Origin of the sequence: Virgisporangium ochraceum (assembly GCF_016863655.1) — a bacterium.
In the GTDB taxonomy this organism is placed as follows: domain Bacteria; phylum Actinomycetota; class Actinomycetes; order Mycobacteriales; family Micromonosporaceae; genus Virgisporangium; species Virgisporangium ochraceum.
In genome coordinates, this window is the sequence record NZ_BOPH01000102.1 from 62,628 (window position 1) to 86,816 (window position 24,189).

28 protein-coding genes and 1 pseudogene are annotated in these 24,189 nt (G+C 73.7%); 9 read left to right on the plus strand and 20 right to left on the minus strand.

The window, feature by feature from the left end; genetic code table 11:
* The first annotated feature begins 81 nt into the window (after window positions 1–81).
* The 3 genes from Voc01_RS37275 (at window position 82) to Voc01_RS37285 (ending at window position 2,553) form a co-directional block, all read left to right on the plus strand.
* The gene (locus Voc01_RS37275; protein WP_203932385.1) at window positions 82–852 is read left to right on the plus strand and encodes an aminoglycoside phosphotransferase family protein; all 771 of its coding nucleotides are present in this window, start codon (window positions 82–84) and stop codon (window positions 850–852) included.
* Between the two features lie 89 nt (window positions 853–941).
* Window positions 942–1,862 carry a 2OG-Fe(II) oxygenase family protein gene (locus Voc01_RS37280; RefSeq protein ID WP_203932386.1) on the plus strand — a complete coding sequence of 307 codons (921 nt, stop codon included), beginning with the start codon at window positions 942–944 and terminating at the stop codon, window positions 1,860–1,862.
* Window positions 1,863–1,866: 4 nt separating this feature from the next.
* Window positions 1,867–2,553, plus strand: coding sequence for a hypothetical protein (locus Voc01_RS37285; protein WP_203932387.1), 687 nt, complete (start codon window positions 1,867–1,869; stop codon window positions 2,551–2,553).
* 37 nt (window positions 2,554–2,590) lie between these two features.
* On the opposite strand, the gene Voc01_RS37290 is transcribed toward Voc01_RS37285, so the two are convergent.
* The 3 genes from Voc01_RS37290 to Voc01_RS37300 all read right to left on the minus strand — a co-directional run bounded on the left by Voc01_RS37290 (window position 2,591) and on the right by Voc01_RS37300 (window position 4,463).
* Complete coding sequence (locus Voc01_RS37290; protein ID WP_203932388.1) at window positions 2,591–3,316, minus strand: LppU/SCO3897 family protein; 726 nt, start codon at window positions 3,314–3,316, stop codon at window positions 2,591–2,593.
* Window positions 3,317–3,418: 102 nt separating this feature from the next.
* Window positions 3,419–3,877 carry a nuclear transport factor 2 family protein gene (locus tag Voc01_RS37295; RefSeq protein WP_203932389.1) on the minus strand — a complete coding sequence of 153 codons (459 nt, stop codon included), beginning with the start codon at window positions 3,875–3,877 and terminating at the stop codon, window positions 3,419–3,421.
* A 61-nt stretch (window positions 3,878–3,938) separates the two neighbouring features.
* On the minus strand, window positions 3,939–4,463 hold the full coding sequence (locus Voc01_RS37300; protein WP_203932390.1) for a GNAT family N-acetyltransferase: 525 nt from the start codon (window positions 4,461–4,463) through the stop codon (window positions 3,939–3,941).
* 150 nt (window positions 4,464–4,613) lie between these two features.
* Between Voc01_RS37300 and Voc01_RS37305 the strand changes: the two genes are divergently transcribed.
* The gene (locus tag Voc01_RS37305; protein ID WP_239160762.1) at window positions 4,614–5,243 is read left to right on the plus strand and encodes a hypothetical protein; all 630 of its coding nucleotides are present in this window, start codon (window positions 4,614–4,616) and stop codon (window positions 5,241–5,243) included.
* A gap of 11 nt (window positions 5,244–5,254) precedes the next feature.
* Here Voc01_RS37305 and Voc01_RS37310 read toward each other — a convergent pair whose 3' ends face one another.
* Complete coding sequence (locus tag Voc01_RS37310) at window positions 5,255–6,559, minus strand: glycosyltransferase (protein WP_203932391.1); 1,305 nt, start codon at window positions 6,557–6,559, stop codon at window positions 5,255–5,257.
* A 76-nt stretch (window positions 6,560–6,635) separates the two neighbouring features.
* Between Voc01_RS37310 and Voc01_RS37315 the strand changes: the two genes are divergently transcribed.
* On the plus strand, window positions 6,636–7,283 hold the full coding sequence (locus tag Voc01_RS37315; protein ID WP_203932392.1) for a TetR/AcrR family transcriptional regulator: 648 nt from the start codon (window positions 6,636–6,638) through the stop codon (window positions 7,281–7,283).
* A gap of 3 nt (window positions 7,284–7,286) precedes the next feature.
* Here the strand turns inward: Voc01_RS37315 and Voc01_RS37320 are convergent, their stop codons facing one another.
* A complete protein-coding gene (locus Voc01_RS37320; RefSeq protein WP_203932393.1) occupies window positions 7,287–8,153 on the minus strand; it encodes a hypothetical protein in 867 nt (288 codons plus the stop codon).
* Window positions 8,150–8,464: a PadR family transcriptional regulator gene (locus Voc01_RS37325; RefSeq protein WP_239160763.1), complete on the minus strand. Its 315-nt coding sequence runs from the start codon at window positions 8,462–8,464 to the stop codon at window positions 8,150–8,152. The genes Voc01_RS37320 and Voc01_RS37325 overlap by 4 nt, the downstream gene beginning before the upstream one ends.
* A gap of 92 nt (window positions 8,465–8,556) precedes the next feature.
* On the opposite strand from Voc01_RS37325, the gene Voc01_RS37330 reads away from it, so the two are divergent.
* A complete protein-coding gene (locus Voc01_RS37330) occupies window positions 8,557–10,818 on the plus strand; it encodes an Hsp70 family protein (RefSeq protein ID WP_203932394.1) in 2,262 nt (753 codons plus the stop codon).
* Window positions 10,819–10,914: 96 nt separating this feature from the next.
* Here the strand turns inward: Voc01_RS37330 and ygiD are convergent, their stop codons facing one another.
* The 12 genes and pseudogenes from ygiD to Voc01_RS37390 form a co-directional block, all read right to left on the minus strand.
* Window positions 10,915–11,793: a 4,5-DOPA-extradiol-dioxygenase gene (gene ygiD / locus Voc01_RS37335; protein ID WP_239160764.1), complete on the minus strand. Its 879-nt coding sequence runs from the start codon at window positions 11,791–11,793 to the stop codon at window positions 10,915–10,917.
* A gap of 59 nt (window positions 11,794–11,852) precedes the next feature.
* Window positions 11,853–13,088 (minus strand): nickel pincer cofactor biosynthesis protein LarC, encoded by a 1,236-nt coding sequence (larC, locus tag Voc01_RS37340; RefSeq protein ID WP_203932395.1) that lies wholly within the window; start codon window positions 13,086–13,088, stop codon window positions 11,853–11,855.
* Window positions 13,085–13,786, minus strand: a complete 702-nt coding sequence (larB, locus tag Voc01_RS37345; protein ID WP_203932396.1) for a nickel pincer cofactor biosynthesis protein LarB — start codon at window positions 13,784–13,786, stop codon at window positions 13,085–13,087. The genes larC and larB overlap by 4 nt, the downstream gene beginning before the upstream one ends.
* Window positions 13,779–14,600 carry an ATP-dependent sacrificial sulfur transferase LarE gene (gene larE, locus Voc01_RS37350; RefSeq protein ID WP_203932397.1) on the minus strand — a complete coding sequence of 274 codons (822 nt, stop codon included), beginning with the start codon at window positions 14,598–14,600 and terminating at the stop codon, window positions 13,779–13,781. Before larE ends, larB begins: the two co-directional genes overlap by 8 nt.
* Window positions 14,601–14,685: 85 nt before the next feature.
* Window positions 14,686–15,933, minus strand: a complete 1,248-nt coding sequence (locus Voc01_RS37355) for a lactate racemase domain-containing protein (RefSeq protein WP_203932398.1) — start codon at window positions 15,931–15,933, stop codon at window positions 14,686–14,688.
* 100 nt (window positions 15,934–16,033) lie between these two features.
* On the minus strand, window positions 16,034–16,798 hold the full coding sequence (locus Voc01_RS37360) for a hypothetical protein (RefSeq protein WP_203932399.1): 765 nt from the start codon (window positions 16,796–16,798) through the stop codon (window positions 16,034–16,036).
* A gap of 23 nt (window positions 16,799–16,821) precedes the next feature.
* A complete protein-coding gene (locus tag Voc01_RS37365; RefSeq protein WP_203932400.1) occupies window positions 16,822–17,304 on the minus strand; it encodes a SigE family RNA polymerase sigma factor in 483 nt (160 codons plus the stop codon).
* Window positions 17,305–17,381: 77 nt separating this feature from the next.
* The gene (gene mnhG, locus Voc01_RS37370) at window positions 17,382–17,735 is read right to left on the minus strand and encodes a monovalent cation/H(+) antiporter subunit G (RefSeq protein WP_203932401.1); all 354 of its coding nucleotides are present in this window, start codon (window positions 17,733–17,735) and stop codon (window positions 17,382–17,384) included.
* 8 nt (window positions 17,736–17,743) lie between these two features.
* A pseudogene (locus tag Voc01_RS37375) lies at window positions 17,744–18,853 on the minus strand (monovalent cation/H+ antiporter complex subunit F); the annotation flags it as partial.
* A gap of 65 nt (window positions 18,854–18,918) precedes the next feature.
* Window positions 18,919–19,326 carry a cation:proton antiporter regulatory subunit gene (locus Voc01_RS37380; protein ID WP_203932403.1) on the minus strand — a complete coding sequence of 136 codons (408 nt, stop codon included), beginning with the start codon at window positions 19,324–19,326 and terminating at the stop codon, window positions 18,919–18,921.
* Window positions 19,323–19,520, minus strand: coding sequence for a hypothetical protein (locus Voc01_RS37385; protein WP_203932404.1), 198 nt, complete (start codon window positions 19,518–19,520; stop codon window positions 19,323–19,325). The genes Voc01_RS37380 and Voc01_RS37385 overlap by 4 nt, the downstream gene beginning before the upstream one ends.
* Window positions 19,520–19,984 carry a YflT domain-containing protein gene (locus tag Voc01_RS37390; protein ID WP_203932405.1) on the minus strand — a complete coding sequence of 155 codons (465 nt, stop codon included), beginning with the start codon at window positions 19,982–19,984 and terminating at the stop codon, window positions 19,520–19,522. Before Voc01_RS37390 ends, Voc01_RS37385 begins: the two co-directional genes overlap by 1 nt.
* Window positions 19,985–20,065: 81 nt before the next feature.
* On the opposite strand from Voc01_RS37390, the gene Voc01_RS37395 reads away from it, so the two are divergent.
* On the plus strand, window positions 20,066–20,614 hold the full coding sequence (locus tag Voc01_RS37395) for a MarR family winged helix-turn-helix transcriptional regulator (protein WP_203932406.1): 549 nt from the start codon (window positions 20,066–20,068) through the stop codon (window positions 20,612–20,614).
* A 76-nt stretch (window positions 20,615–20,690) separates the two neighbouring features.
* Here the strand turns inward: Voc01_RS37395 and Voc01_RS37400 are convergent, their stop codons facing one another.
* On the minus strand, window positions 20,691–21,173 hold the full coding sequence (locus Voc01_RS37400) for a hypothetical protein (protein WP_203932407.1): 483 nt from the start codon (window positions 21,171–21,173) through the stop codon (window positions 20,691–20,693).
* Window positions 21,174–21,563: 390 nt separating this feature from the next.
* On the opposite strand from Voc01_RS37400, the gene Voc01_RS37405 reads away from it, so the two are divergent.
* Together Voc01_RS37405 and Voc01_RS37410 are read left to right on the plus strand one after the other, a co-directional pair.
* Complete coding sequence (locus Voc01_RS37405) at window positions 21,564–22,376, plus strand: rod shape-determining protein (RefSeq protein WP_203932408.1); 813 nt, start codon at window positions 21,564–21,566, stop codon at window positions 22,374–22,376.
* An 80-nt stretch (window positions 22,377–22,456) separates the two neighbouring features.
* On the plus strand, window positions 22,457–22,771 hold the full coding sequence (locus Voc01_RS37410) for a TraR/DksA family transcriptional regulator (protein WP_203932409.1): 315 nt from the start codon (window positions 22,457–22,459) through the stop codon (window positions 22,769–22,771).
* A gap of 198 nt (window positions 22,772–22,969) precedes the next feature.
* Here Voc01_RS37410 and Voc01_RS37415 read toward each other — a convergent pair whose 3' ends face one another.
* Window positions 22,970–24,187 carry a PQQ-dependent sugar dehydrogenase gene (locus Voc01_RS37415; RefSeq protein WP_203932410.1) on the minus strand — a complete coding sequence of 406 codons (1,218 nt, stop codon included), beginning with the start codon at window positions 24,185–24,187 and terminating at the stop codon, window positions 22,970–22,972.
* Window positions 24,188–24,189 lie beyond the last annotated feature (2 nt).

Consider the following 24,189-nt stretch of genomic DNA (forward strand, 5'->3'; position numbering starts at 1 on the left):
CGGGGTTTGAGGTATCTGCACCGTGGGTTGGACGCCGCCGCGGCGTTGTATCGCCGCCGCGGCGTTGTATCGTCGCCGCCCATGGGGGACCGCGAGACGCTCCAGGACGACCCGCACCGCCGCGTCGAGCGCATCGGCGACACGGTGCGCCGCCCGCTGCACCCGTGGTCGGGCACCGTCCACGAGGTGCTGCGGCATCTGGACGCGGTCGGATTCCCCTACGCGCCAAGGTTTCTCGGCATCGACGACGACGGTCGCGAGGTCCTCACGTTCATCGAGGGCGAGTCCGGCGGCGCCGCCTGGGCCAAGGTCGTCGACGACGCCGGTCTCGTCGCGATGGCGCGCCTCCTGCGCGACTACCACGACGCCGTGCGTGACTTCCGTCCGACCGCCGCCCCGGGTTGGGCGGGCCACCCCGGCGACTTCGGCGCCGACGACCTGGTCTGCCACGGCGACTTCGGGCCGTGGAACCTCGTCTGGCGGGGCACCCGGCCGATCGGCATCCTCGACTGGGACTACGTGTGGCCGGCACGGCCCGTCCACGACGTGGCCTACGCGCTGGAGTACGTCGCACCGTTCCGCGACGACGCCTTCTGCGTGGAGTCGTTGCGCCACCCCGGACCGCCGGACCGGCGGCGGAGGCTGGAGGTGTTCGCCGGGGCGTACGGGTTGACGACCACCGCCGGCCTCGTCGACGAGGTCATCACCCAGCAGCACGAGGTCCTGCGGCGGGCGGAGGGCCTCGCCGCGCGGGGGCACGAGCCCCAGGTCACCTGGCGGGACAACGGGATCCTCGACGAGACGGCGCGGCGGGTCGCGTGGAGCCGGGCCCACCGGCACCTGTTCGACTGACCGCGCCGGGCCGCGCGGTCGGGACGGCGCCTGCGCGACCGCGGCGACGTGGGTAGCATTGCGAACCCGCGTGGTAGGAGGTCATGGAGATGTCTCGATACCAGGTGCTCACGGACAGCGACGTCGACCAGTTCCTGACCCAGGGTTTCGTCGCGGTGCGGGGATGCTTCTCCCGCCGGGCGGCGGAGGAGTTCACCGGACCGGTCTGGGACCGGCTGGGGTACGCCGCCGCCGACCCGTCGACCTGGGCCGAGCCGACCGTCCACCTGGCCGGCAAGCGGAGCATCGACGTCCGCGAATTCGCGCCGAAGGCGTGGGCCGCGGTGTGCGACCTCGTCGGCGGCGAGGAACGGATCAGCACCGACCGGCCCTACGTGTGGCGCGACAGCTTCATCCTCAACCTGTGGCAGGGCGCCGACGAGCCGTGGGCGCCCGCCTCGCCGACCTCACCCGGTTGGCACAAGGACGGCGACTTCTTCCGGCACTTCCTCGACTCACCCGAGCAGGGCCTGCTGACCCTGGTGCTCTGGACCGACGTGCGGCACCAGGGCGGCGCGACGTTCGTCGCGGCCGACTCGGTCGCCCCGGTCGCCCGGTTCCTCGCCGCCCACCCCGAAGGCGCGTACCCGTTCCCGCAGCCGCCCGGCGTCGACGACGCACCGGTCTTCTCCTTCTCCGACCTCGTCGCGTCGTGCGAGGAGTTCGTCGAGGCGACCGGCGAGGCCGGCGACGTCTACCTCCTGCACCCGTACATCCTGCATGCCAAGTCGCAGAACACGCTCCGGCTGCCCCGGATCATCACCAACCCACCGCTGACCCTCGCCGAGCCGATGCGGTTCGACCGCGCCGATCCGAGCCTCGTCGAACAGGCCGTGCTGCGCGCGCTCGGCACCTCGAGCCACCCGTTCACCCGGACCGCCGAGCGCCAGGAACTGGTGCCGCCGCGCGTCGCGCTCCAGCGGGAGCGGATGGCCGAGGAGGAGCGGCGGCTCGCCGGCAGGGCGCGCTGAGCGGTTGCCGACCACCATCGCCGACCTCGCCGCCGATCCCGCGCCGCTGACGCGCCGCCTCGTCGTGGGTCGGGAGGCGTTCGTCCTCCGCGCGTTGCTGCCGTCGGACACCGCCGCCATGACGGCGTTTCTCGACGGGCTGTCGGAGACCAGCCGCGCGTTCTGGCACGGCGACGTCGACGCCGCCGACCAGGCGGCCGAGTGGGTCGAGGCGATCGGACGCTACGACAAGCTGCGCCTCGTGATCCACCGGGAGGACACCCCCGGGCGGCTGGACGGCATGGTCGACCTCAGCTTCTGCGTGCCGGACGTCGCCGAGCTGTCCCGGTACGCGGGCTACGGCATCGCGCTGGACCCGCGACGCACGGCCCGCTTCGGTCCGTGCGTGTCCGACGCCCGGCGGGGGACCGGACTCGCGGCCGCGATGCTGCCACCGACCTGGGACGCGGTGCGGCTGCTCGGCTGCGACCGGGTCGTCCTGTACGGGGGGTGTGCACGCGGGAAACGGTCGCGCGCGACGGTTCTACCGGCGGCACGGGTTCCTCGACGCGGGCACGTTCGACGGCGGCGCCGGCATCGACATGACGCTCGACATCGGTCGATCCGGCGCACCCGACGACGGCCCGGCCGCGGCGCTGTCGGCCGGTGCCGGACGCGCGCACGAGGACCTGCTGCGGACGGTCGAGCGTGAGGTGCTCGACCTGCGGCTGCGTTGAGAGGGGCCGTGGCTACGCTTCGCCGACGCACAGGATGAGGTCGTTGGCCGTGCCGACGTCGTCGATGAACAGGATGTCGGTGGTCTCCTCGACCGCGTCGCACACGTCGTCGCGGCTGGCGTCGACGCCGTCGCGCCGCAGGAACACCTTCATCGCGCCGGCGTCGGAGCACTTGGCCGGCTTCACCTCGCGGTTGGTGCCGGTGATCGTCAGACAGTCGCCCTGCTTGAACCCGTCGAGGTCGCCTTCGAGGTCGTAGCTCGACGGCGAACCGGTGGACGTGGGCGTCGGAGCCTTCGTCGGCGTCGCCGACGGGGTCGCGGGCGCGCCCGTCGTCGCCGTGGCCGGGGCCGACCCGGCGGCGGCCGGGTCCGTATCCTCGTCCGACGAGGTCAGGGCGACCACGGCGATGCCCGCCACGCAGAACAGCAGGAACCCACCGATCACCGCGCCCACGATCATCAACGGGGTCTTGCTGCTCGCCGGTCGCGGCGCGCCGGGACCCGGGAGCTGGGGACCGGGGTACTGGGGACCCGGGTACTGGGGACCCGGTTGGCCCTGCTGGTACGGGTTGGCGTACGGGGGAGACGACTGCTGCTGGGCGTACGGGTCGTGCTGGTACGGCTGCTGGGCGTACGGATCGTTCGGGTACGGCTGCTGCGGCGCGTACGGGTCGTGCTGGTAGGGCTGCTGGTCGTGCGGCGACCAGTTGTCCGGCCCATTGCCCTGCGGATACATGCTGTTCCCTCCATCGATGCCGCACACCCTAGCGGAGGGACGCTCGTGTTCAGGGGCCGGTCGCTGTCCCGGCAATTACCCGACAGTTGTCCCGGCAGGCGGTCAGCCGCCCGCCGGCCGGAGGGACGCCATCGTCCGCTCGGGCTCCCAGAACGCCTTCATCGACGTGATCCGTCCGTCGCCGTCGACGACGTACACCATGATCAGCTCGGTGGTGGCGTGGCTGCCGTCACCGAAGACGGTCCTGATCCGCCCGATGTTGGCGCAGCTGTCGGCTCCCGGGTTGGCGAAGGAGCCGGTGATGGTGAACTCGAACCTGGCGACCGTGGCGATCGCCTTCTCCCAGAACGCCGTGAGGCCCTCGTGCCCGCGATGGCCGGCGCCCGCCGGGTCGAACATCGACGGCCCGACCGGGTCCTCGAGCACCGCGTCCTCGGCGTACACGGCCAGCCACGCGGCGAGGTCGCCGTCCGCGACGGCCGAGTAGGAGCGCTGCGAGGCGGCGCGGGCCGGGTGGGGATCGTTGGGGGCGTTCCAGGTCACCGCGTCCGACGTGAGCATGCCGACGATCGTACGGCGAAACTAGAACGTGTTCTAGGTGCTGACCGCGGGTGGACCGGTGTCAGGCCGGCGCCGGATCGGACGCCAGCCGGGCGTGCACCTCGACGTCGAAACGCTCGTCGCCGTAGCGGAGCTTCTGCCGCTCCAGCCCTTCCACGAGGAAGCCGGCCCGCCGGGCGACGACGCAGGAAGCCGGGTTGTCGGTCCGGTGGCCGAGCTCCAGCCGGAACAACCCGCCCTCCTCGAAGGCCCAGGCGGCCACCGCGCCCGCCGCGGCCGACGCCACGCCCCGGCCGCGTGCCCGCTCCACGGTCCAGTACGACAACCAGCCGGTGTCGTGGCGGCGGCTGATGTCGGTGACCGCGACGTTGCCCAGAACCCCGTCGCCGTCGACCACGGCGAAGCTCCATCCCCGTCCCGAGGCGAAGTCGTCGACGCGGGCGGCGAGCCAGCGTTCGGCCGCGCCCGCGGCGTCCATCGGCTCGGGCGCCTGGCGCGCCATGTCGGGCCCGGCGAAGGCGGCCCGCACCGCGGTCGCGTCGTCCGGGTGCCACGGCCGCAGCGTGAATCGTCCAGCACGGATCATCCCGACATCATCCGGGTGACCGGCGGTCGCGGTCGCGCGCATTTCCGCGTCCGAACGCCCACGCGACCATCAGCGGAAACTCGCGTTCCCACAGGGGCTGATGGGCCATCTCCGCGTGTGCGGCGGGCCGGGCGACTAGAGTTCCGTGGCGTGGCGGACGGGCTCGACCAGGGCGTTGACCGCGCCGGGCGGCTCGGCCGGGAGGCGATGCGGCGGCTGCGGTCGCGGTCGGTCTGCGCGATCGATCCCGGCCTGACCGACGCCGAACTGCACCGGGTCGAGGAGGAGTTCGGCATCCGGTTCGCCGACGACCACCGGGCGTTCCTGTCCGCCGGGCTGCCGGTGAACACCTGGCCACGGCGGCGCGAGCCCGGGGTCATCCACACCCACCCCGAGCCGTGGCCGGACTGGCGCCACGGAGATCGCGACGCGCTGCGTGACCTGCTCGACTGGCCGGTCCAAGGCGTGCTGACCGACGTGCGCGCCGGTGTCTACTGGCACGACGGCTGGGGACCGCGACCCACCGACGCGGCGACCGCGTCGGCCACCGCGGAGCGGATGCTGACGCGGCTTCCGCCGATGGTCCCGGTGTACGGACACCGGTTCCTGCCCGGCGGGCACGGCACCTTCGCCCATCCCGTGCTGTCCATCTGGGGGACGGACGTCATCTACTACGGCCTGGACCTCGCCGACTACATCGACAGGGAGTTCGGCCGGACGAGAGGCGACGACGCGTGGGAGCCGCGCGCCACCGCCGAGTTCTGGCGCGACCTGGTCTGACCGGCGGGGTCTCACCGGGGTTGGTGCTGCCGCCGGCTCGCGATCAGCGTGTCGACGACCTCGGCGAGGTGCAGCGGGCCGCGGGTGGCGGCCATCCGCTCGGCCATCCGGCGCGCCGCGGCGCGGTAGCGGTCGTCGTCGAGGACGGCACGGACGTGGCGGCGGACCGCGGCCGGCGCGGGGGTCTCGCTCCGGATGCGGCGGCCGACGCCCGACCAGGCGATCCGGGCGATGACCTCGGGCTTGTCCTCCTGCCGGCCGGCGCCGACGAGGGGCACACCGTGGCGCAACGCGTACTGCACCCCGCCGTAGCCGCCGTTGGTGACGAACACGGCGGTCTTCGGTAGGAGCAGGTCGTAGGGGAGGAACTCGGCGGCGCGGGCGTTGGACGGCAGCGGCGGCAGCGTGTCCACCGGCCGTCCGCCGGTCGCGACGACGACGAGCACGTCCTCCCCGGCCAGGCCCTCGAGGGCCGGCGCGATGAGCTGACCGTAGTCCCGGTTGGCGATGGTGCCCTGGGTGAGGTGGACGACGGGCCGGGACCCGTCCAGCTCGTCCCACCAGGACGGCAGCGGGGTCGACGGTGCGGAGCCGAGGATCGGGCCCACGAAGTGCAGCGAGTCGGGAGCGTCGGACCGGGGGTACTCGAACTCGGCGACGGTGAACTGCGCGACGGCGTCGGCGTGCCGCGGCCAGTCGAGCACCGGGAAGGGGATCGGGCGGCCGTGCAGCCGGTGGAAGATCCCGTCGGCGACGCGCTGGGCGTTCGCGAACACCATCCGGTTGGTCACGGCGGTCAGCGCGGCGTTGCGCATCCGGCCCAGCGGGCCGCGCAGGGGAGTGAGGCCCATCCCGAACGGCGCGGTGTCGCGGCTGGTCATGGGCAGCGGGCAGATGCCGCACATCACGACCGGTGGGCGGGTGCCGGCCGGGTGGCCGAGGAGGAACGCGCCGCCGATGAACGCGGGGTCGGTCAGGACCACGTCGGCGGGCACGGCCGCGTGCGCGGCCATGACCGTGTCGTACTGGACCGGGCCGGGACGCACGAAGATGTGCTCGATGTCGTGGGCGGCGGCCTTGGCCCCGCTGAGGGCGGCGCGCTCGGGGAAGACCGCGTTCCAGTCCTGCCGGTCGTCGTAGTCGGCCTCGGCGGGCAGCGGCAGGAACTCGGCCCCGGTGGCCGAGACGGCGGCGGCGAACCGCGACCCGGTGACGAACCGCACCCGGTCTCCGCGCCGCGCGAAGTGCCGCGCGACCGGGAGCAGCGGCGTGATGTGGCCGTGGACGGGAACGGACGCGATCAGGACGGACGACATGGTGGCTCCCGGGACGGAACACGAATAAGATTCAGTGCCATGGCGGAGTATTCATCTGCATGGCAGGGTAGCCAATATGGCGGACGCTGAGAACCCGGTCCGCGCCTACCGGTCGGAACTCCGACAGCGTCAGGCGGCCGAGACCCGGCAGCGCGTCGTCGCGGCCGCCGGCGAGGTGTTCAGCGAGAACGGGTACCAGGCCGCGACGTACGCGCAGATCGCGAAGCGGGCCGGCGTGTCGGTCGAGACGGTGCGCGGCCACGGCCCGAAGTCGTCCCTCATGTGGGCCGCCGTCGAGCTGGCCTCGTTCGGGGTCGAGGGCGCCGTCGACGTGTTCGAGACCGATCTCGGCCGGGCACTCGCCGCGGTCGGCGGGCCGGACGGGTTCGCCGCGTTCATCGGCGACGCGATGGTGGCGATCAACGGGCCGGCGGCCGGCGTGTGGACGGCGGTCACCGGCGCCGCGCACGGCGACCCGGAGCTACGCACGCACCTCGCCGACCGGCTGGCCGGGATCAGGGCGCAGGTGGAACGCGTCCTCCGGTGGGCCGCCGACCGCGGCTGGCTGCGTACCGACGTCCCGTTCGACGACGTCGTCGAGGCGTGCTGCGTCGTCACCAGCGTCGAGGGCTACGTCCGCTTCGTCCGCGTCGACGGCCTGTCCACCGCGCGGTACCGGGACTTCATCGTCCGTACGGTCCGGGACACGATCCTGGCCCGGTGACGGTCAGCCGCCCGCCGCGACCTCCCTACGGTGGGCCACCCGCAGCAGCGCGAACGTGAACGGCGTGCACGCGGTGGCGAGCGGGGTGAAGCCGGTCATCAGCAGGAACGTGACGGGGGCCTGGGGACCGGTCGCCAGCAGGTGCACCGTCATGCACATCCCCGCGGTGACGGCGGTCGCGGCCACGACGACCAGCCGGGCGGCGGCCGTACGGCCCTGCCGGACCAGGCCGCGGTGCCGGGTCACCAGCGCGGTGAGCAGGATCCACCAGAGGACGGTCGACACGGGAACCGCCACCCACGCCGGATCGAGGGCGTCGTCCATCGGCACGTTCGCGAGCGTGGTGTAGGCGAGCTGGGCCACCGTGGTCCCGGCCGCGCCGAGAACCACCATCGCGGGCACCACCACCGGCAGCGCGGGCAGGCGCAGCGCGTCGGTCCACAGGCGGGCGGCGCGAACCCCGAGGACCGCGATCACCGTGACCACGACGGCTATGGACCCGACGAGCGGTCCGTCCTCGAAACCGGCCTGCAGACCGGCGTCGCCGCTGACGCTCACCGTGCCCCGGCCGACGAGCGCCCCGATCGCGCCGGCCAGGATCGACGAGACCGGCATTCCCACGGTCACGGCGATGTGGAACATCATGGGAGCGAAGAGCAGCGCGCCCATGCGGGCGGCGTAGGGGCGCAGCGGGGCGCGGCGCACCGTGCCGAACCGCTCCAGGGTGGCGTTCCAGGCCACGTTCGTGAGGTCGCGCCACGGGCGGGGCGAGTGGGCGAGCAGGTCGACGATCTCCTCGCCGTAGCGTCGGCGGACGTGCGGTGGGTAGAGGGCCAGGGCGGCGGCGACGAGCCGGGCGGGTGGCCTCATGGCATCGCCAGCCGACGCAGGCCGGTCCGCGACAACGCGTGGATGCGCCGCAGCTCCGCGGCGAGGACGGTGCGGCCGCGGTCGGTGAGCCGGTACGGCTTGCGCCGGCCCTCCTCGGGCAGGGCCTCGATGAAGCTCTGCTCCTCCAGCCGCCGGATCGCCCCGTACAGCGTGCCCGGCCCCGGGCGCTCGTCGGTCATCGCCGCGATGTCGTCCTGCATCGCGTAGCCGTGCTTCGGTCCGTCGGCCAGGGCGACCATGATCAGCAACCCCGGCTCGGAGAATCGTCCCAGCTCGGACAGCCCCGCCACCGCATCGACCCCCTTCTACTACGTCGCGCGTAGCAACGTACCACGTAGCAGAGGCGTCGCGCGTGACCACCGCGGCGTTATGCTTCGGCCCGATGGTGTCGCGGCTGGGTGTCGACTTCGGGACGTCGAACACGGTCGCGGCCGTCGCCGGATCCGACGGTCAGGTACGGCCGTTGCTGTTCGACGGATCGCCCCTGCTCCCGTCGGCGGTATTCGTCGGGACGGGCGACGGCGTGCTCGTCGGAGTGGACGCGTTGCGTGCCGCGGTCGGTGGTCCGGCCGGGCTGGAGCCCTACCCGAAACGCCACCTCGACGAGGGCACGGTGTGGCTCGGGGAGCGGGAACTGCCCGTCGTCGACCTCGTCGCCGCGGTGCTCGCCCGCGTGCGGGCCGAGGCGGTGCGGGTCGTCGGACCCGGGACGGCCCTCGAAGCCGTGCTCACGTATCCGGCGACGTGGGGACCGGCCCGGCGCGACCTGCTCGCCGGCGCCGCCGCCCGGGCCGGCCTCGGCCGGGTGGGGCTTGTGCCCGAGCCCGTCGCCGCGGCGGCCTACTTCACCACCCTGCCGGAGCGGCCGGTGCGCGGCGACCGCCGCGTCGTCGTCTACGACCTGGGCGCGGGCACGCTCGATGTCAGCGTCGTGCGTCCCGGACCCGGTGGCTTCGACGTCGCCGCCGCCGACGGCCTCGCCGACGTCGGCGGCCTGGACCTCGACGCCGTCATCGTGCGGCACGCCCGGACCGTGACGGCCGACGCGGACCGGGCGTGGCAACGGCTGGACCGGCCACGGACCCCGGCGGACCGGCACGCCCGCTACACCCTGTGGCAGGCCGCCCGCGCGGTGAAGGAACAGCTCTCCCGCTACCCGGTCGGCGACCTCTACGTTCCGCTGGTGGACCGCCAGATCCACGTCACCCGCGACGAGTTCACCGCCGCCGCGCACCCGCACCTGCGGCGCACGGCCACGTTCACCCGCGAGGTGCTCGAGCGGGCCGGCGTGCCGCTGGAGACGGTCGGCGGCGTGTTCCTCGTGGGCGGGTCGTCGCGCGTCCCGCTCGTCGCGACGCTGCTGCACCGGACGCTGGGCATCGCACCCGTGGTCCTCGACCACCCCGAGCTCGTCGTCGCCGAGGGAGCCCTGCGCACGCCGGTCCCGGCGGGCCCGGTGCCGTCGGCCGGGAGCCCAGCGCTGCGCGCCGCGTCGCCGACACCGGCGCTCCGCGCCGAGTCGCCGGCACCCGCGCTGCGCGCCGCGTCGCCGACGCCGCGACCCGGTCCGGACACGCCGCCCCGCGACAAGCCGGCCCGCTCCCACGCTGGGCGGCGCACCCGCCGTGCCGTGATCGCCGCCGCGTTCGTCGTCGCCGCGGCCGCGGTGCCGGGCAGCCCGCCGCGTCAGCGTGGCGCCATCCGGTACCTGCCGAGCACCGGCGGGCAGCCCACCGCGTCGCCGGGGCAGCCGGCGTTGGCCGCCGAGCTCGTCGCCGGACCGTCCTTTCCGAAGCGCCCGATGGGCCTCGCGTTCAGCCCGGACGGCGCCACGCTCGCCCTCGCCAGCGAGGACCGCTCGGTGCTCCTGTGGGACGTGGCCGGCCAGCGGACCGTCGCGGCCCTTCCCGGCCACACCGAGATGGTCAGGGACGTCGAGTTCAGCCCCGACGGCACGCTGCTGGCGTCCACCGGCAACGACGGGACACTGAGACTGTGGGACGTGGCGTCCCGCCGGCAGCTGGCCGCTCTGACGGGCGCCGGCCCCACGTCGACGACGGTGACGTTCAGCCCGGACGGCGCCATCCTCGCCACCGACTCCAACCAGGTGGTGCAGCTGTGGGACGTCGCACGCCGTCAACCCCGGGGAACCCTGACCGGCCACACCTACGCGGTGAACGGGATCGCGTTCAGCCCGGACGGCGCGATCGTCGCCAGCGGCAGCGTCGACCGCACGGTCCTGCTGTGGGACGTGGCGTCCGGCCGGGCCGTGGCCACGCTCCTCGGCCACCCCGCCGTCACCGACGACGTCGCGTTCAGCCCCGACGGCGCCGTGCTCGCGACCGGCGGCAACGACAACGCGGTCCGCCTGTGGGACACGGCGAGCCGCCAACCGCTGGCCGCCCTCGTCGGCCACGACGACGGGGTGCGGTCCGTGGCGTTCAACCCGGACGGCTCCGTCCTCGCCGCGGCCACGGGTCGCGGGACCGTGCTGCTGTGGGACGTCGCCCGCCGCACACCGGTGACCACCCTCACCGGCCACGGGACGACCGTCCGCGAGGTGGCGTTCAGCCCGGACGGCGCGCTCGTCGCCACCGTCAGCGACGACTCCACGATGCGGCTGTGGCGCCTCACCGGCCGGTAGCGGTCGGTTCCCGACGGCACCGTGCGTGGGTCAGGACGCACCGCGCGGTAGATGAGCCCGTGGCGTGGCGCGGGCGGTTGACGGACGGGTGGAGCTTCAGATGTTGGACCCGTCCGGTGGCAGGTCGGCCGGCGGCCGCGGGGACCCGCCCTCGCCCGCGGCGTCCGGACACGGCAGCCCCAGCGTGTAGGCCGTCATCGACAGCGACCCGTAGGCGTACCCGTCGACGAGGACGTCCACCTCGGGTGCCTCCGTCGCCCCGGCCAGGCCCGCGAGGTACAGGGCCGGGATGAAGTGGTCGGGCGTCGGCACGGCGCGCCGGAAGTCGCCGTGGGCGTCGAGCGTCGCGAACTCCGTCGGCGCGGTGAGCATGCGGGCCTTGGCGTCCTCGTCGAAGCGCTGGGCCCAGTCGTAGCCTTCGTCGGTGAGCTTCCAGTCCATGCCGCGCAGGTTGTGGACGACGTTGCCGCTCGCGACGATGAGTACGCCACGCTCGCGCAGGGGCGCCAGCCTGGCGCCGAGGTTCAGGTGGTGGTCCAGGGGCTTGTCGGCGTTGATGCTGAGCTGGACGACCGGGATCGACGCGTCGGGGAACGCGTGCACCAGCACCGACCAGGTGCCGTGGTCGATGCCCCAGCTGTCGACGTCGGCGCCCACCCAGGTGGGGTGGACGACGTCGGCCACCTCGGCCGCCATCTCCGGTAGCCCCGGTGCCGGGTACTGCACGTCGAACAGCTTCTGGGGGAACCCGTAGAAGTCGTGGATGGTCCGCGGGCGCGGCATCGCGGTGACGGCGGTGGCGTTGATGTACCAGTGCGCGCTGACCACGAGGATCGCCCGCGGACGCGGTACCGCCGCACCGAACGCCCGCCACGCGGTGGTGTAGCGGTTGACCTCGAGGGCGTTCATCGGGTTGCCGTGGCCGAAGAACGCGGCGGGCATCCGACCGTCGGGTACCTCCGGGTTCACCGTCACGACCCTCCTCGACGCGTTCGACGTGCGGACCCGGTCACCTTAGCCCGCCGCGCGGACCGTCACCGGTCATCGGCGGCTCGGATCGGGAACGGCGCGCCCACCACGAGCCCGGCGGCCGCGGCGGCCGTCGCGGCGTCCTGGAGCACCTGCCGCTCGGGCCGGTCGAGGCGGCGGGCGAGCGCGGCCACGTCGTCGAACTCGGGCATCACCTGGAGGATGGCGCCGCGCGCGTGTCCCACCTTGACCGCGACGGTGGAGCCGGCCACCTCGACGTCGACGAACGTCCGGGCCAGGGCGTACCTGCGCGGCCCGCCCTCGCGGACGCCGAGCGTGGTGGTGTCGCGGAAGATGCGCTCGCGCAGCGCGGCGGCCCCGTCCGGACGGCACAGCACGCACAGGGTGTGGGCCGGACGGCCCTTCTTCATGACGATCGGCACCAGCCAGGCGTCGAGCGCGCCGTGGCGCAGCAGGCCGGCGAGGATCTCCGGCCACAGCCGCGGATCGAGGTCGTCGACGTTGGCCTCGAGAAGCACCGTCGGTTCGACGTCGGTGTCCGGCACGGTGTCCGGTGTGGACGCGCCGAGGATGACGCGGACGACGTTCGCCCGTCCGGGCGGGTCGCGACGGCCGGCGCCGACCCCGGTCACGTCCACGCGCATGGGTGGCATGTCCTCGCACCGCGTGGCCAACGCGCGGACCGTCGCCATCCCGGTCGGCGTGGCCAGCTCGCCCGTCCCGCCGGCACGCACCCGCCAGCCCTCGGACAACCGCGCCACGGCGGGCACCGGGACGGGCAGGTCGCCGTGCGCCGTGCGCACCCGGCCGGAGCCGACCGCGACCTCGCCGGCGGTGACGGTCGCGACGCCGAGGTCCTCCAGCGCCGCGCACACACCCACGATGTCGGCGATGGAGTCGAGCGCACCCACCTCGTGGAAGTGGACGTCGCGCGCGGCGGTCCCGTGCACGTGCGCCTCGGCGTCGGCGAGGCGGGCGAAGACCGCGACGGCCCGGTCACGGACCCGGTCGGCGAGCGCGGCGTTGGTGAGCAGGTCGCGGACGCCGGTCCAGGTGCGGTGGGGCGCGTCGGTGGTCAGCGGCTCGACGCGCATGCGCAGCGCGCGCAGCCCGGCCCGGGTCACCGTTTCGGTGACGAGCCGCACGGCGCCCGGCACGACCGCGTCCACGGCGCGCCGGACGGCACCGAGGTCGGCGCCGGCGTCGACGAGGGCGCCGAGCAGCATGTCCCCGGCCACCCCGGCGGACGCGTCGATCCAGGCGTGCCGGTCTCCGGTCACCGCTCACCGGCCGGCGGCGGTGCGGCGATGTGGGCGGCGATCTGGGCGGCGAGGTGCCCGGCGCCGTACCCGTTGTCGATGTTGACGACGGCGACCCCCGGTGCACAGGCGTTCAACATGGCCAGCAACGGCGCCAGTCCGCCGAACGCGGCACCGTAGCCCACCGAGGTCGGCAGCGCCACGACCGGCACGGCGACGAGGCCGGCGACGACGCTGGGCAGCGCGCCGTCCATGCCGGCGGCGACCACCACCGCGCGGGCGCGGCGGAGCAGGTCGAGCCGGCCCAGCACCCGGTGCAGGCCGGCCACCCCGACGTCGACGACCAGCTCGGTCGGGCGGCCCAGGTACCGGGCGGTCTGCAGGGCCTCGCGGGCGACCGGGAGGTCGGAGGTCCCGGCGGCCACGACCACCACCAGCCCGCCGGTCGGTGCGGGTGGCTCGGGTGGCCAGGCCAGCAGCGCCGCGTCGGTGTCGTGGTGGGCGTCGGGCAGCTCCCGGCGCACCGCCTCGGCGTGGCCGGGACCGGCGCGGGTGAACAACGTGACGACGTCGGGCCGGGCCCGGACGGCCGCGGCGATCGAGCCGACCTGGTCGGGGGTCTTGCCCTCGCAGTACACCGCCTCGGGGTAACCGCGCCGCGCCGCGCGGCCCAGGTCGAGGTCGGCGAACGCGGCGAGGTCGGGCTGGTCGTCAGGCATGGGCGGCCGGGACGAGCGGGAGGGTGAACGCCCCGGACTGGACGCCGGCCAGGTCGACGGTCGCGAACCGGAACCCGGCGGCGACCACGGCGTCGCGGACCGCGCCGCGCAGGGGATCGGCGACCGCGCGCACCAGGTCGGGTGCGGGCAGCTCGATGCGGGCCACGTCGCCGTGGTGGCGGACCCGCAGTTCGGCGAACCCCAGCCGGCGCAGCGCCGCCTCGGCCAGCTCGACCTGCCGCAGCTTCTCCGGTGTGACCTCCGCGAAGTGCGGGATGCGCGACGCGAGGCAGGGCGCGGCCGGCTTGTCCGCGCACGGGAGCCCGATCGCGCGCGCGATCGCGCGCACGGCCGCCTTGTCGAGCCCGGCGTCGGCGAGGGGACGCAGGACCCGGTGGGCGACCGCGGCGCGGGAGCCCGGCCGGTCCGGCCGGCGTACGTCGTCGGCGTTCTCGCCGTAGGCGACGGCGTCGAGGCGGTGCGTAGTGACGACCTCGTCGGTGATGCGGGTGAACAGCTCGTCCTTGCAGTGGAAGCACCGGTCCGGCCCGTTGGCCCGGTACGCGGCCCGGTCCTCCTCCCGGGTGACGACCTCCACGACCGGGACACCGATGTGCCGGGCGACCCCGTGCGCGGCGGCGCGTTCGTCGGCGGCCAGGCTCGGGGAGACCCCGAGGACGGCGACCACCCGGTCGGCACCGAGCGCGCGGACGGCCAGTGCCAGCAGGACCGAGGAGTCGACCCCGCCGGAGAACGCGACACCGAGCCGGCCGATGCCGGCCAGCCGGTCGGTCACTCCTGCCGTGTCGATCATGGGGATCCCTTCCCGTTGCCCGCTGTACGTGATCACCACCCGTTCTACACGAAATCGTCCGGGACGCCCGGGTGGCGGCCACGGCTCATCTCAGGCGGTACAGGACCTCGCCGGCCTGGGCCACCACCAGCGTGTCCGGGTCGGCGGCCAGCACGTCGAGGTCGACCAGGGTCGGGTCGAGGTAGTCCAGGTTGGCCGCCCGCACCACGGCCTCCGGGATCCCCGTGGCCAGGGTGACGGTCACCCGTCCCTGCTCGCCGTGCACCGGGTCGTAGGTGCCGGCGCCGCGCAGGTGCGTGGAGTGGGCGAGGACCCCCCAGTGGTGGTGCGAGAACCGGTCCCACTGCTTGAGGAAGTAGTCGCGGCAGTGGTAACCGATCTGTTCGATCTCGGGGTGCATCTCGGAGATCCGGGTGATGTGCGGGGCGTACACGATGACCTGCCCGCCGTCGGCGACGACGGGCTCGACCTTGTAGAAGCCCTTGGCACCGGTCCACATGTCCTCGTACTTGACCGGCACGAGCGACACCACGCGACGGACGGGAGCGTCGAGGTACCGGACGTGGGTCCGCGCGGACACGTCGGCGCACGCGGCCCAGGCGGCCTCCGGCGGTCCGAACGACGCGGCGTGCAGGTCACCGACGCCCGACCTGACGACCAGGCACAGCGCCAGCCGGCGGCTGGGGATCATCGCGGCGGCCCGGTCGATCAGCGCCCGGACCGGGGTGATCCCGCGGGTCCCGATGATGTCGGCACTGGTGATGAGCGCGCCGAGCCAGTGCGAGAAGTCGATGATCTCCTGGCCCGCGACGCCCGGGAAGAAGTACTTGTTGCCGCCCGAGAATCCGACCACCTCGTGCGGGAAGACGGGGCCGATCACCAGACAGACGTCGTGTTCGACGACGGCCCGGTTGAGCGACACGCGCACCGGCCGCTTCAACCGGCCCTCGGACAGGTCGGCGACCCGGTCGGCGTCGATGTCGCCGAGGGTCACGAAGGTTCCGGGGTCCCACCACTCGTGGTTCAGCACGGTGACGCCCGGATACGGGCCGCCCAGGTGGGCGTCGAGCTGGGTGGGTGACATCGCCGCGTGTGTGCCCAGGGCCACCAGGACGGTGATCGCGGTCGCCCGGCCGTGCAGTGCCTCGTGCACCGCCGACAGCAGCAGCGGCATCGGGCAGGTGCGGGTGCCGTCGGGAACGATGACGCAGACGCTGCGGCCGTCGAGGTCCGCGCCGGCCAGCGACCGCAGGACGAACTCCCGGATCTGCCCGTCGTCCAGCACCCCGTCCGGCCCGCCGATGCGTTCCGCACCCACCACGATGTCGGTCATACCTGCACCTTCCGCCTCCGTCGGAGCGGAGTGCAAGCGCGGCAGGCAGGATCCGGCCGGCCGTTGCCGCCGGCGCGCGGCGCACGGATCGTCCCGACGCTCACCTGATGCGGTCGGTCGCCTCCTGGGCGATGCGGACGAGCTGGTCGAGGGTCAGGGCGGGCGTCTTCTCGTCGCCGCCGCTCGTGACGGTCAGGACGCGGTTGTCCGCGAGCCCGATCCGGACCTCGACCCTCTCCACGATCGCGGTGTCGACCGTGTAGGTCACCACCGGCCTGCCGGAGGCCGTCCTCGCGTCGACGCAGGGCGTCGCCGAGGCCGGGTTCTCGCCGCGGTGGCCGTCGGCCTTCCGGCCGGGAACCGCCGCGAGCGTCGCGCAGGTCAGCGGATCGAGGTTCAGGGACGTGGGGTAGCCGTGCAGCAGGACGTGGACGCTGCCGGCCACCCCGCCGTTGGCGACGGCGGCCGATCCGGTCCAGCCCAGCAGGGAAGCCTCGTCGAAGACCTCGAGGTCGAAGCCCTGCGGGTCCCACCGGGCCGAGGGCACGGCCGCCCGGACGGCCGCGTCGAGGGCCGCCTCGAGTCGGCCGGCGGTGATCTGGGCCTCCTCGCGGGTCGCCGACCGCAGCTGGAGCCGGTTGTCCGCTGTGGAGGAGGTGCCGGTCGGTGGCGCGCCGACGGGTGGTGTGCCGGCGGGCCCGGCGCCGGTGGTGAGCACGACGGCGGCGAGTCCGGCCGCCGTCGCGGTGGCGCCGAGCGTGCTCCACAGCGTGGCGCGCATCCGGCGGTCGCGGCGCACGAGCGTCCGAGAGTCGATGGCCGTGGGTGGCGGGGTGCCGATCACCTCGTCGAACAGCTGGTGCATCAGGGTTCCTTCCGGTGGGTGGGTCATCGGGGTGTTCCGATGCGGAGCTGCTCCAGGGCACGGGCCGACTGGCTCTTGATGGTTCCGGGGGACACGCCGAGGATCTCGGCGGTCTCCTCGACGGAGTGGTCGAGGTAGAAGCGCAGGATGAGCACCGCGCGTTGGCGTGGTCCGAGCGAGCGGAGCAGGGCGGCGAGTGGCAGCCGGTCGACGACCCGGTCGTCGGGCTGGTACGAGCGGGGCGGTGGGTCGGAGTACGTGCGTTCCAGCTGCCGCCAGCGGCGGCCGCGTTCGGTCAGCCAGCACCGGGTCAGCACCTTCTGCGCGTAGGCGTCGACGTTGTCGGCGATACGCGCCTTCGACCAGCCGCGGTGGAGTTTGACCAGGGCCTGCGACACGAGGTCGTCGGCGAGATGCCAGTCGCCGCACAGCAGGTAGGCACTTCGTCGCCAGCGATCGAGGCGTTCGGCGACGAACGCGTGGAACTCGTCGTCGGATCGGGACAAGCGGACCTCCAGTGGCCGATGGTGTCAGCCGTACGACCGCGCCGCCCCCACGCGGGGTTGCATGCCCCCGGGACCGCCTACGGCCGGTCGGGCCCACCGTGGTCGGCGAGCTCGTCGACGACGAGCGTGTCCCGACGGACGAGCCGGGCGCGGTAGACGGCCCGGCCGACCATGTGCGCGCTGACCGGTGCGGTGGCGAGCTGGAACAGCCCGACCAGGACCAGGGTGGTGACGTCGATGGTGTTCTGCAGCCGCAACGCGGCTCCGGTGAGGATCAGCAGCAGCCCGAGCACCTGTGGTTTGGTGGCCGCGTGCATGCGCGAGAGCAGGTCGGGGAAGCGCAGCAGGCCCAGCCCGGCGGCGACGCTCAGCAGCGCCCCCGCGACGAGGCAGGCGGCGGCGACGGCGTCGGCGAGCGTGTCGAGGTTCATCGCCGGCTCCGGGGTGCGAACCGGCCGACGCTGACGGAGCCGATGAAGCCGAGGATCGACAGCCCGACGGGGAGCGGCAACGCGGTGGCGTCGCGGGTCCAGGCCGCTTCGGTGGCGATCGCGCAGATGACGATCGCCACCAGCACGTCGACCGCGACGATGTGGTCCACTGTGGACGGTCCGCGGACCAGCCGGACGAGCACCATCGTCGTGGCGGCGGCGAGCAGGGCGGTGACGGTCACCGCGACGACGGTGACGGTGCCGTAGGCGAGCAGCAGCTTGAGATCGTGCTGGCGCAGCGCCGTCCAGCCGCCGAAGAGCATCGTCACGACGCCGGCGCCGAGCAGGACCGCGCGCCACGAGGCGACGTCGGCGAGCGCCGGCGCGACCAGCCCGACCAGGAACACACCGGCCTTGACCATCGCCGCCGCGTGCAGGTAGGCGCTGACCGGGGTCGGCGCGGCCATCGCCGCGGGAAGCCAGAAGCTGAAGGGGAAGACGGCGGACTTGGACAGCGCGCCGGCGAGCAGCAGGACCACGGCGACGGACAGGTAGGCGCCGTCGGGCAGGTTGGTCGCCACCTGGGACCAGCGGTAGCTGCCGGCGTGCTGGCCGAGCATGATGACGCCGACCAGCATGGCCAGGCCGCCCAGCGTCGTGACGACCAGCGCCTGGCCGGCGGCGGCCCGGCTGGCCCGGCTGGCCGCGTCGTGGCCGATGAGCAGGTACGACAGGACCGTGGTCAGTTCCCAGAAGACGTACATCACGACGAGGTTGTCGGAGACGACCAGTCCCAGCATCGCGCCGGCGAACCCGACGAACACTCCGGCGAAGCGGCCCAGGCCCGGCTCGCGGTCGTCGAAGTAGCGCGCGCAGTAGGCCAGCGCCAGCGCGCCGACGCCGCCGACCAGCAGGACCATCAGCCACGACAGGGTGGTGACGCGCAGCGCCACGTCGAGCCGGAGCCGCGGCACCCACGCGTACTCCTCGACCACGGCCCGACCGTCGAGCACGGGGGACAGGTGCGCCAACGCCCATGCCGTCGCCGCGGCCGGGGCCGCGGCGACGAGATAGAAGGCCCGCCGGCCGAGCCGGCGTACCAGCGCCGGGGCGAGCATCGCGGTGATCAGGTGTGCGACCAGCAGGACAAGCGCTCGCCCCCCTCGAAGTGTGGTGTTGCGGTTCAGCCTCGTGCGAGCAGGTCGCGGAGGCCGTCGAGTCCCGGCCTGTCGCCGACGGCGACGATCGACGCGCCGGTTCGGCTGCGGGCCCGGGCGTCACCGAGCGGGCGTCCGGCGAACGGTGAGCCGACCGGCACCGGCATGCGGACCGCCTCGACCCCGTCGAGCGCCGCCGGCAGGTCCGTCATCCGGTCCATGACCAGGGGTAGGCCGAGCAGTTCGGCGACGGTCCGGGACTCACCGCCGTCGAGCACCAGCGTGTGGACGATCCGGTCGGGGTCCTCGCGGTCGTAGACGACGACGTCGCGCCGGCCCGACCCGTGGACGATGACCGCGGCCGGCTGACCGGCCGCGGTGGTGAACGTGTAGGAGGTGCCGACGGCGAGCAGGGCCGTGCGTTCGAGGTTCATGTCCCACGCTCCGACCGGCGGTCGGTCGCGTAGACGGTTCGGCGGCGTGCCCACCGTTCGAGCAGGTAGCTTCCGACGAGCAGGCCGATCGTGAGGGCGCCCGTCACCGCGGCCAGGAGGCCGCTCGTGGTGAAGAGGGTGACGATGAGCGCGGCCAGGGCCAGGTACGCGGCGACACCGGTGACGGTCTTCATCAGGGCAGCCCGAGGATGTGGACGGCGTCGTCGGCGTGCGTCGACTCCACCTGCACGGCGTAGCGCATCGCCTTGAGGTTGCGCACACTCGAGAAGTCGCGGCGGCCGGCGGTGCTCCAGTGGGTGACGAAGCCCAGCGCGCCTCCCCACGTCGCGCCGACGAGGGCGCCACCCGCGACCAGTGCGAGCCATCCCACGCCGGTGGTGAACAGGGCGAACAGGAGTCCGGCGGCGACACCGAGCAGGGCGCCGGCCACCGCTCCGGTCAGCGCGGCCCGGACGTTGGTGAGGCGACCGGTGACCTGTTCGACGCTGTAGACGTCGATGCCGACGATCCGGACCCGTTCGACCGGGAAGCCCGCGTCGGAGAGCCGGTCGACGAGCCGCTCGGCCTCAGCGTAGTCGGTGACCTGCGTCAGGGTGCGGACGTGGCTGGTCGCGTGTCCGACGGTGGTGGTTGTCATGGTGCCTCCTTTTTGTTTGGTCAACCAAACTATACCGAGAAAGTTTGTTTGATGCAACCAACTATCTGGTAGGGTGCGGGGATGGTCGCGAAACGTTCCAGCCGGGTGTCCGCCGCCGCGGCGCAGGTGCGGCAGGCCGCCGCGCGTCTGACGTGGTGGACCAGCCGTGCCGACGTCCGGCGCCGGCTTCTCGGCACCGTGGGGGAGCTGTCCGTCAACGACGCGTGGCTGCTCGGATCGATCGCCGCGGCCGGGACCATGCGGGTCTCCGAGGCCGCCCGGATGCAGGGCGTCGACAAGTCGACGATCTCACCGCAGCTGCGGCGGCTCGAGGAGCGTGGCCTGCTGGAGCGGGCCACCGATCCGTCCGACGGCAGGGTGGTCCTGGTGGCGGTCACCGACGAGGGTCGTCGGTGGAACGACGAGCTGAACGGGTCCGGGGCGGCGGTCTTCGCCGACGCCCTCCGGGACTGGCCGGTGGAGGACGTCACGACGCTCGCCGCGCTGCTCACCCGGCTCGCCGACCGCCTGACGATCGACGGCGTCCCGAACGGCGTCCCGGACGGCTCCGGGCCGTCGGACACCGCGGACGCGCGACCCGGCCGCGCCGCCCGGACGCGGCGGGGCTGACCGGCGCCCTTGTCGTCGTCGCCGGAACCCGGCGCCGACCCCCCACCGGTGGATGTGTACGCGCCGCATCGACCTCCTACCTCAGCCGGACAGGTGGGGCACCGGAACCTCCCGACCGCGATGACGGGTTCCGCCGCCCGCCCCGGCCCACCGGTCCGGGACGGGTCGGCGGGCGGTCCGGCGAAGCCGGCGGGTTGGCTCGTGGACGGCCCGCCGCCCGGCCCGGAACCGGCGCGGAGACCCGGGTACGGCACCCGGTTCCGGTGCCCGCTTCCAGTGTGTCCGTGGCGGGACGCGGCGGCATCGGTGGCAGCACCCATTCCCGGTGTCCGTCCATTGTGGATGGTGCCGCGTGGTTGGGGAGGATCCGGACCGTCCGCCGCCGCGGCTCCGGTCCACCGGTGACCAGGTGCAGGCCGAACGGAGCGAGGACGAGCCCGACCGCGAGGACCGGCCCGTGGCCCAGTCCCATGCCGGCGACGATGAGGGAGACGGCCACGGCGAACAGCACCGCGCCGCAGCGACGGACGCGCGGCGGGTACCTCTCGTTGCGGTGCATGACACCACCTCCACTGTGGACGACGGCTCCAGCTTGGCGTCGCGGACATCCGGCCGGACAGGTGGGCGGCCCGCACCCTTCGCCGATCCGGCATTGCCGGTCACCGGCAAATCGAGCGGTGGCCGCCGACGGCGATCGATCGAACCGTCCGGGTGGTCGCAGCACCGTGGGTGGGACGCGTTGCCTACGCCCGGCAAAGAGCACCCGTGCGACATTGCCGAACGGAGCCGATGCGCGCGGTCCGGGTTTGTCGGATGGTTGAACTTCTCTCGGACAAAGGACACCGCGCACGCGTGATCGCGCCCGGTCCGCGATGCCCGGACATCCTCCGTGCGCCGGCGTTCTGCCGTCGCCGGCACCGAATTCCCTTCTACCGCAAAGGATCTCGCCATGCACGCCGTCGACGACCGGTCGGATACGACGTCACACTTCTCCGGACAGCCGCCGAGCGACCCCGCCGCCGAACCGGCGGCCGTCGGCGTCGATCTCGGCAGTGCCCGCATCAAGGTGTGGGCGTCCGGTCGGCCGCTGCTGCACGTGCCGGCGATCGGTGACAGCCTGACCGCTCCGGCGCGGCTCGTCCGGCGGGGACGCATCGCCGATCACGCCGGGCTCCGGGTGGCCCTGACCCGCCTTCTCGCCCGCCACCACCGGCCGCTGCCGGCCGGACCGGTGGTCGTCGTGTGCCGTCCCGTGTCCGCGACGCCGGACGACGAAGCGGCCGTGCGCGAACTGCTCACCGCGGCGCTCGCCCCGTCGCGGCTGCTGTTCGTCGACGGCGTCCGGGCGGCGGGCATCGGCGCCGGGGCCGCGCCGGGACCGCAGCTGGTGGCCGACATCGGCGCGGACCTCGTCGAGGTGGCCGTCCTCGCCGGTGGCCGCGTGGTCGGCGCCCGGCGTGCGGAGGTCGGCCTGGCCGATCTGATCGACCCGACCGCGTCCGGCCCGGTGCTGAACGCCGTCGCCGACCTGTTCACCGACCTGCGCCGGGATCCCGGCTGCGCCGGGCCGGCGGCGACCGCCCTCGGCCGGGGCGTCGTCCTGGTGGGCGGCGGCGCGACGCGTCCGCATGTGCCCGCGCGGCTGTCGGCCACCCTGGGCCTGGCCGTGCGGACCCCCGCCACGCCGCTCGTGACGGCTGTCCGCGGAGCCGGCCTCGCCGCACTGGCGGCGTTGCGCAGAACCGCGATGACGACGGCCTGAACCGACCCTTCACCCCCGTTCGTCCCCGGCCGCGACGACGGCCGGGGGATCCGCGCACCCTCGAGAGATCGGAGCACGACATGACCACCGGCACCGACGGTCGCCTGCTCACCCTGCGGCAGACGTTGCAGGACCAGGCCGAGCGGCACACCGACGAGCTGGCCAGGCTCACCACGCACGGCACCGCCGCCGACGGAATGGACCCGCAGACGGTCGCCGCGCTCGTCGAGTCGACCCGCCAGGCCCTCGCCGACACCACCCAGGCGCTCAAGCGGATCAGCGACGGCTCCTACGGCCGCTGCGAGCGGTGCGGCGTCGACATTCCCGTCGAGCGGCTGGAGATCCTGCCGCACGCCCGGTTCTGCGTCCCGTGCCAGCAGGCCAGGCGCGGCTGATGCCCGCGCGCCGGGCGCCAGGGTCCAACGGCCTGTGCGTGACGGGGCGGCCCGGCGACGATGGAGGCGGCGGAGCCGGGGCGCTCCTGGGCAGCGTGTCCGCCAGGGCCGCGCACTGCGGTCGTGCTCGGCCGCGTCCCTCATGAGCCGGGGACGGCCGCGCGGTGCGGCCGTCCCCGGGATGTGCCGGTGTCGGACTCAGCGGTTCGCGGTGGCCGGCTGGACCACCTCGATGCGCACCCGGCTTATGAAGCCAGGCAGATCGCTGGCCACGTACAGTTCGCCGTTCACGTCGGCGGCGATCGCGGTCGGCTGGGTGGGGAAGTTGCCGATGACGGCGTTCTCGTAGCCGCCCCTGGCCTTCGCGCGGACGGCGAACACGCGGGGGTTGCAGTAGTCGCTGGCGATGTAGGTGCCGCGTGCCTCGGGCGTGCGGGAGCCCCGGTAGACCACGCCGCCGATCACCGAGCAGCTCTCCGTCATGAAGTGTTCGTACTCGAAGACGGGGTCGGTGTAGCGCGCACCCGCACGGCACTGCGTCTGGTCGAAGACCGGGGTGCCCTCCTTGCAGGACCAGCCGAGGTTCGCCCCGCGCTGCCCCGGACGGATGTGGTTGACCTCCTCGATCAGGCCCTGGCCGACGTCGCCGATCCACAGCGAGTTGTCGACCTGGTCGATGGAGAACTTCCACGGGTTGCGCAGGCCGTAGACCCAGATCTCGGGGCGCGCGCCGGGCGTGCGGACGAACGGGTTGTCGGACGGAACGCAGTACGGCTTCGTGCCGCAGGTGCGGTTGACGTCGATCCGCACGATCTTCCCGAGCAGGGTGCCGAGGTCCTGGCCCGACTTGAACGGGTCGTTCGCGCCGCCGCCGTCGCCGGTGGACCAGTAGAGGTAGCCGTCGCGGCCGAACGCCACCTGTCCGCCGTTGTGGTTGCCGTACTCGGCGTGCTCCTGGGTCAGCAGGACCTGGAGCCGCTGGGGAGCGCCGATGGGCACACGTGCCAGCGTCAGCGCGCCGGCCGGCAGGCTCGTGTAGGCGACGTAGAGCAACCCGGTCCGCGCGAAGTTCGGCGCGGGCGTGATGCCGAGCAGGCCCTGTTCGTTGTCCTCGGACCGGATGCGGGCGGTCAGGTCGAGCACCGGTTCGGCGGCCAGGCCCGTGTCGGGGTGGTAGGCGCGGACGGTGCCGTTCTTCTCGGCGATGAGCATCCGGCCGTCGGGCAGGCCGGTCATCGCGATGGGACGCTGAAGACCGAAGGCGACCTGTTCGGACTCCACGGTCAGCTCGGTGAGGGGTGCCGCCCGGGTATGGGCGGGGTCGGCACCGGACGCCGCGGGCGACAGCAGCACGGACAGGGTCAGTACGAGCAGGGCGGCCAGCGTGATGACCGGACGACGACGCCGTCGCGACATGT

What these genes read in the sequence shown, in the direction of transcription:
- mnhG (WP_203932401.1), bottom strand. Translation starts at nt 17,735, where the DNA reads ATGAACCTCGACACGCTCGCCGACGCCGTCGCCGCCGCCTGCCTCGTC.
- larB (WP_203932396.1), bottom strand. Translation starts at nt 13,786, where the DNA reads ATGCCTGACGACCAGCCCGACCTCGCCGCGTTCGCCGACCTCGACCTG.
- Voc01_RS37290 (WP_203932388.1), bottom strand. Translation starts at nt 3,316, where the DNA reads ATGTATCCGCAGGGCAATGGGCCGGACAACTGGTCGCCGCACGACCAG.
- Voc01_RS37355 (WP_203932398.1), bottom strand. Translation starts at nt 15,933, where the DNA reads ATGACCGACATCGTGGTGGGTGCGGAACGCATCGGCGGGCCGGACGGG.
- Voc01_RS37415 (WP_203932410.1), bottom strand. Translation starts at nt 24,187, where the DNA reads ATGTCGCGACGGCGTCGTCGTCCGGTCATCACGCTGGCCGCCCTGCTC.
- Voc01_RS37300 (WP_203932390.1), bottom strand. Translation starts at nt 4,463, where the DNA reads ATGATCCGTGCTGGACGATTCACGCTGCGGCCGTGGCACCCGGACGAC.
- Voc01_RS37310 (WP_203932391.1), bottom strand. Translation starts at nt 6,559, where the DNA reads ATGTCGTCCGTCCTGATCGCGTCCGTTCCCGTCCACGGCCACATCACG.
- Voc01_RS37295 (WP_203932389.1), bottom strand. Translation starts at nt 3,877, where the DNA reads ATGCTCACGTCGGACGCGGTGACCTGGAACGCCCCCAACGATCCCCAC.
- Voc01_RS37395 (WP_203932406.1), top strand. Translation starts at nt 20,066, where the DNA reads ATGGTCGCGAAACGTTCCAGCCGGGTGTCCGCCGCCGCGGCGCAGGTG.
- Voc01_RS37275 (WP_203932385.1), top strand. Translation starts at nt 82, where the DNA reads ATGGGGGACCGCGAGACGCTCCAGGACGACCCGCACCGCCGCGTCGAG.
- Voc01_RS37360 (WP_203932399.1), bottom strand. Translation starts at nt 16,798, where the DNA reads ATGCACCAGCTGTTCGACGAGGTGATCGGCACCCCGCCACCCACGGCC.
- Voc01_RS37405 (WP_203932408.1), top strand. Translation starts at nt 21,564, where the DNA reads ATGCACGCCGTCGACGACCGGTCGGATACGACGTCACACTTCTCCGGA.
- Voc01_RS37410 (WP_203932409.1), top strand. Translation starts at nt 22,457, where the DNA reads ATGACCACCGGCACCGACGGTCGCCTGCTCACCCTGCGGCAGACGTTG.
- Voc01_RS37385 (WP_203932404.1), bottom strand. Translation starts at nt 19,520, where the DNA reads ATGAAGACCGTCACCGGTGTCGCCGCGTACCTGGCCCTGGCCGCGCTC.
- Voc01_RS37330 (WP_203932394.1), top strand. Translation starts at nt 8,557, where the DNA reads ATGGTGTCGCGGCTGGGTGTCGACTTCGGGACGTCGAACACGGTCGCG.
- Voc01_RS37380 (WP_203932403.1), bottom strand. Translation starts at nt 19,326, where the DNA reads ATGAACCTCGAACGCACGGCCCTGCTCGCCGTCGGCACCTCCTACACG.
- Voc01_RS37280 (WP_203932386.1), top strand. Translation starts at nt 942, where the DNA reads ATGTCTCGATACCAGGTGCTCACGGACAGCGACGTCGACCAGTTCCTG.
- Voc01_RS37320 (WP_203932393.1), bottom strand. Translation starts at nt 8,153, where the DNA reads ATGAGGCCACCCGCCCGGCTCGTCGCCGCCGCCCTGGCCCTCTACCCA.
- Voc01_RS37315 (WP_203932392.1), top strand. Translation starts at nt 6,636, where the DNA reads ATGGCGGACGCTGAGAACCCGGTCCGCGCCTACCGGTCGGAACTCCGA.
- larE (WP_203932397.1), bottom strand. Translation starts at nt 14,600, where the DNA reads ATGATCGACACGGCAGGAGTGACCGACCGGCTGGCCGGCATCGGCCGG.
- Voc01_RS37390 (WP_203932405.1), bottom strand. Translation starts at nt 19,984, where the DNA reads ATGACAACCACCACCGTCGGACACGCGACCAGCCACGTCCGCACCCTG.
- Voc01_RS37400 (WP_203932407.1), bottom strand. Translation starts at nt 21,173, where the DNA reads ATGCACCGCAACGAGAGGTACCCGCCGCGCGTCCGTCGCTGCGGCGCG.